The sequence below is a fragment of the Streptomyces sp. NPDC005799 genome (assembly GCF_040630525.1).
GTDB classification, from domain to species: domain Bacteria; phylum Actinomycetota; class Actinomycetes; order Streptomycetales; family Streptomycetaceae; genus Streptomyces; species Streptomyces griseorubiginosus_B.
In genome coordinates, this window is the sequence record NZ_JBEXXQ010000145.1 from 1 (window position 1) to 4,990 (window position 4,990).

Consider the following 4,990-nt stretch of genomic DNA (forward strand, 5'->3'; position numbering starts at 1 on the left):
GCCTGCCGCTACACCGCCCGCGACCCACAACGACCCCTCACAGCCCTCGGAATCACGTGATCAACCGGACAGATCGACTACACGCAAAGTCCCTGCAGTCGGGCTACCGGCCTGCCCACCAGCAGCCACGGAACACGAAACGGTCTGCCGACTCCGTCGGCAGACCGTCAAGAAAGATCGAGGCTAGACACCCTCAAGAGTATCTTCCTTCAAGAGGCAAGCGCCCCAGCCACATCAGGATCGCCTCAGCTTGACGGCGTACATTCAGCTTCGCGTAAATACTGCTTAGATAGTTCCGTACTGTCTTCTCCGTCAGAGCCAGCCGATCGGCTACCTCGGCAACGCTGCGTCCAGCAGCGAGCTGCTCCATGACTTGACTCTCTCGGGGAGAGAGTCTTGTCACGGCTCCAGACCTATTCGTGGCTACGGTTAGGCTCGTGGATACAGTTGGTGATTTTGCTATGCCTTCACGAATCAACAGCGATGTGACCTCGGGATCGAGGAGAGCAGCGCCGTAAGCAGTCGCTTTTATTGCCCACAGTAAATTACCAGGGCATCGATTCGGAACGAGATAGCTGCGAGCACCACCACGCAACGCAGCGATGGCATCGTCGCGATCAAACATGGTTGCCAAGGCAAGGACGGGCGGCATCGATTTTCCAAGGAGACCCTTAAGCTTCTGAACAGATGACCCCATTTTGGCGCCGTAAAACACGACAACCTCGTCAGTGACTTTAACCTCTGCAAGGTTGGGCGTGCACCTGATCCAAGAGGGACATTGATCATTAAACGACTGACGGTCGCCAGGGCTGACAATAGCCACGGCCGAAAGTGAGCCATTAGGCGACTGCTTGAGCATAACCAATCAACCTCCGTATTCAGTGACGTCAGTGACCGGAAGCGGCTGAGCGCTTTGGTGCTGAGAGGGACTTCTTGTCGTTACTGTAGTGGCGCGGGGAGTGGCGATAACCGTGCAGAAATCTACTCACGGATATTAAAGGGCTCAGCTCGCGGATCCTGCAGACATACCGCGGTTGATTTCGACTGCGGTTAAAGTCCAACCCTCCGGAGCACCTCGGACTGCTCAGGTAAATTCTGTGCGTCATCTTTCTTGAGCCTATGAATGTATGGCAGCGTCGGTCAACCGATGTCGGCCGATGCCCCCGCATCTCGTGGTACCGGCTCGTACGGTTCGGTACGGGCGGGTAGCAGTTCGGTTCGGTTCGGTCGAAGTGCGAGCCATCGACCACACGATGCCTGCCGCGGTTTGAAGCTCGGTCGTGTCCCGCGACGTGGTGTAGGGGATCAAGCGCTGCGCGTTCCGGTTCGAGGCCCACGGCGATCTGCCTGTTGGCGACAGCCCACGAAGCGTGCCGGTAAGACGAGCTGGACACCCGATCGGGCGGGGCCACCGTCCCTGGCCTGCGGATTCCGGTGGGATCCCCTACACCACCTGGCTGGACGCCATCTGAAGCTCCCCGAAAAATCGATGCTTATTGGTTCGAAAAGTGCCGTACATCTAGGCTTGGGACGAGGTGAACGAGATGTTCCACAACGGCGCGGATTGAGGAGATGGTCTTGGCGGCGCTCACCGCTGGTCGAGGCCTCGCGGCGCTGAGCGCTTCGCACGAGGCGGTGGCCGCGTACCACGGCAACAACTACCTGCCACTGTCCCTTCAGTCGTAAATCGGCGTGCTCGCTGTAGTTCGTCGATCTCGTGCCGGGGGTAACTGCCGGATATGAAGGCGGAGTTACTCGACCTTGCGACGGAGGTCACGGACCTGGAGCGTGCTGCGGGGATCGCTGACCAGCTCGATGGCCTACTGCTCGACATCGCCTGGATCTTCCCTCGCACTGATCTGTGGGGGCGGGCGCGGCGTGCGTGCGCGGCCTGCTGGCCCCGCTGTCCCGCAAGAACGGCTGGCAGATCTCCGAGTACATCGGCGAGGACACCCCCTGGGGGCAGCAGCACTTGCTGGATCGCGCGGTGTGGGACGCGGAGGTGCTGCGGGACTTCACCCGCCGTTATGTGATCGCCGGGCTTGAGGACGGCGGGCTGGGGGCCGGGCCCAGCGGGTCGGGTGTGCTGGTGGTCGACGAGACCGGCTTTGCCAAGCGCGGCAGTGCCTCGGCCGGGGTCGCGCGGCAGTACTCCGGTGCCCTGGGGGGAGTTTTCCCTTGTCAGGTGGGCGTGATGGCCGCCTGGGCCACTGGCATCGGGCAGGCTTTGATCGACCGGGAGCTGTACTTGCCCCGCGAGTGGACCGAGGATCGCGAGCGGTGCCGCCGCGCTCGTGTCCCGGACCGGGTCGGTTTCGCCGTCAAGCCGCGCCTGGCCGAGCAGATGATCGACCGGGCGGTGCCGGACCTGCCCCAGGGGCAGGTGTGGGTGGCCGCGGACGAGGTCTACGGCCGCGACGGCGCCTTCCGCCGCCACCTGGAGGACCATGACCTGCGCTACGTGGTGACGGTGCAGGCCAACCAGAGTGTGCTGCCCCGCCCGGGCTGGCGGCATATCGCCCGCCTCGTCGAACGCTGCGCGGCCGAGGACGAGTGGGACGAGCTGCCGGCCGGCCCATCCCAACTGGACTCCCGCACCTGGCAGTGGTGGGTGCGCCGGATACCCGCCCCGGACGCGGCCGTCGGCAGTGGACGGGCCCGCTGGCTGCTTGCCCGGCGCCGCCCCGAGACGCCGGATGAGCGGGACTACTACCTGGGCTGGGGCCCGGAGGACACCTCGGTGGAAGATCTCGTGCTGGTCCCCGGTGCCCGCTGGCGGGTGGAGGAGGCGATCAAGCTGGCGAAGTCGGCCGCCGGGATGGCCGACTCGAGGTACGTCACTTCCACGGCTGGTATCGGCACATCACCCTGTCCCAGCTGGCCGCGGCGTTCCTGGCCGTCCAGGCCGCCGCCGAACGCTGCGGCGAGCAGTCCGGTCCATCCCACACAGGGGGCCCGCAGTGACCCCACCCTCCTCGGTGGACTCGCCCCGATCACCCTCACCGCCTTCGAGATCGCCCGCCTCCTCGTCCTGATGGACCGTCAGCCAACTCGTGAGGGACGGATCCGCCACGGTCTGCACTGGTCGCGATGGCGCCGCCTCCACCAGGCCATCGCCCGGGCCTGCCACCGCAGACGACGCCACGACTCCGCCCGGCCACCGCCCACGAGCGAGCCACGAACTACAGCGAGCACGCCGATCTACGACTGAAGGGACTGTTACGGCAGCTGCAGATAGCCGCTGCTGAGCTTTCTGATCATGGTGTGCGAGGAGTGCCACGCTGACGCGCACGCTGAACTCCAGCGGATCTGTCCCCGGCGGTGGCGCCGGTATGCGAGGTTGGTGTCGCACTTGGCTCAAGAGCCGACGCACAGCCCCACGGGTGCTGCCGTCGATCGCATCAGCGAGCTTGCTCCCCAGAGCGGCGGCGACAGCCTGGACGAAGGGGACCAGGGCCAGAGCGATCGTTACGGTCACATACGACCCGGCACGGTATACCGCGAACGCACCTTCACGTCGGCTGGCGGCAATGAAACGTCATCGAAGCCACCGGATGTGTCATCGTGCTGCGTCACCATCCCGAACCTCTTCGACGGACGAATGACAACACCCCGGACAGAGTGTGGGTCGGATCCTGGGGCGCCGTTCCACAAGGGGACAAAAGATCAACCCATGGCGGCCGAACGGACCAGACAAGACGACCTCCGGCAAACGCCCTTGCCGCACCGCCAGCCTCGCGCCGGGCGAAGCCACCGGCGCCCAACCCGCCTCCTGGCTCGGAGGCCACTGGCACATCGAGAACCTTCTGCACCACGTCCGGGACCGGACCTACCACGAGGACGACTTAAAGATCCGCACCGGCCGTTTGCCCCGCACTATGGCCAGCCTGCGCAACCTCGCGATCAGCGTCCACCGCTAGGACGGCCGCACCAACATCGCCGCCGCCCTCCGCCACACCACCCGCGACTACCAACGGCCTCTGTCAGCCCTCGGTCTCACCTAACGAAACCGGACAGAACACGATCACGCAAAGACCCTGCGCTTGGAGGGCGGATCGGGAGTGCACTGTGGTTGACACATCTCGATGGCCCAGCGCTGGTGGTAGAGCTGGGCCAACTGCCGTGCGGGCGCGTGCCGGTGATCGAGCAGGCTGGTCGCGAGGCGGAACTTCTCCACCTGCACCGGCCCGTGCTGGGGCCGGACCGTGACGGTGTAGTCGACGATGCGCACGAGGTGTCCTTTGGGCAGCCCTGTCGGGGTGCGGCCATGGAAGCGGGCGTCGCCCAGGCGCTGGCCTTCGGCCGGGGTGGGCATGACGGACACGTACGAGCCGTCGGGCAGAACCCACAATGGTGGCAGGACGAGGTTCTTCTTGATCCGCCAGGCGAGGTGGCAGCCGGTCGCCTCGACCAGGCCCCATAGTTCATGGCCGGCGAAGTTGCGGTCGGCCAGCAGCAGTATGCCGGGCCGCAGGGAAGCGAGCAGGCGGCGGGCGAGCTTGTGCTCGCTGAATCTGGCGATCGAGTCGAAGGCCGCGTCGATGATGGCGTGGGTGCCGCACTCGATCAGGGCCATCAGCCTGACCTGTGGGTTTCCGCTCTTGTTGATGCCGTCGCGGCCCGTGAATCCGAACGTGGCGGCATTCTCGGTGGTGTCCGGCACGTCCAGCGCGGTGCCGTCCCAGGCGACCAGCCGCAAGCCGAAGGCGAACGCTCCGGGTGTCGTGGGTGCCGCCCGGGCGCCGCACCGGCGTTCAAAGAGCGTCTGAAACGGCTTGTCGCCCAGGCGCTGGCGGGCTCTGGTGAGGGCCGAACTGGTGGGCAGGCGCTGGACGAGGCCGCACGGCAGGTGCCGCAGTTTGTCGGTCAGGGTCCGCAAGACCACCCGGTATCCCGGATGGCGTCCAGCCAGGTGGTGTAGGGGATCAAGCCACCGGAATCCGCAGGCCAGGGACGGTGGCCCCGCCCGATCGGGTGTCCAGCTCGCCTT

General features: G+C 65.4%; 3 protein-coding genes. 1 reads left to right on the forward strand and 2 read right to left on the reverse strand.

The annotated features are described in order from the left end of the window. Positions 1 to 193: 193 nt before the first annotated feature. Entirely contained in the window at positions 194 to 859 is a 666-nt protein-coding gene (locus ABZ453_RS50385; RefSeq protein WP_359026707.1) for a response regulator transcription factor, read from the reverse strand. A 1,023-nt stretch (positions 860 to 1,882) separates the two neighbouring features. On the opposite strand from ABZ453_RS50385, the gene ABZ453_RS50390 reads away from it, so the two are divergent. Then, positions 1,883 to 3,211 carry an IS701 family transposase gene (locus tag ABZ453_RS50390; protein ID WP_359026709.1) on the forward strand — a complete coding sequence of 443 codons (1,329 nt, stop codon included), beginning with the start codon at positions 1,883 to 1,885 and terminating at the stop codon, positions 3,209 to 3,211. An 813-nt stretch (positions 3,212 to 4,024) separates the two neighbouring features. Here the strand turns inward: ABZ453_RS50390 and ABZ453_RS50395 are convergent. Further along, positions 4,025 to 4,951, reverse strand: coding sequence for an IS4 family transposase (locus ABZ453_RS50395; protein ID WP_359026711.1), 927 nt, complete (start codon positions 4,949 to 4,951; stop codon positions 4,025 to 4,027). Positions 4,952 to 4,990 lie beyond the last annotated feature (39 nt).

Excerpts from the sequence above, each read along its gene's own strand:
- ABZ453_RS50385 (WP_359026707.1), bottom strand. The coding sequence starts at position 859 with ATGCTCAAGCAGTCGCCTAATGGCTCACTTTCGGCCGTGGCTATTGTC.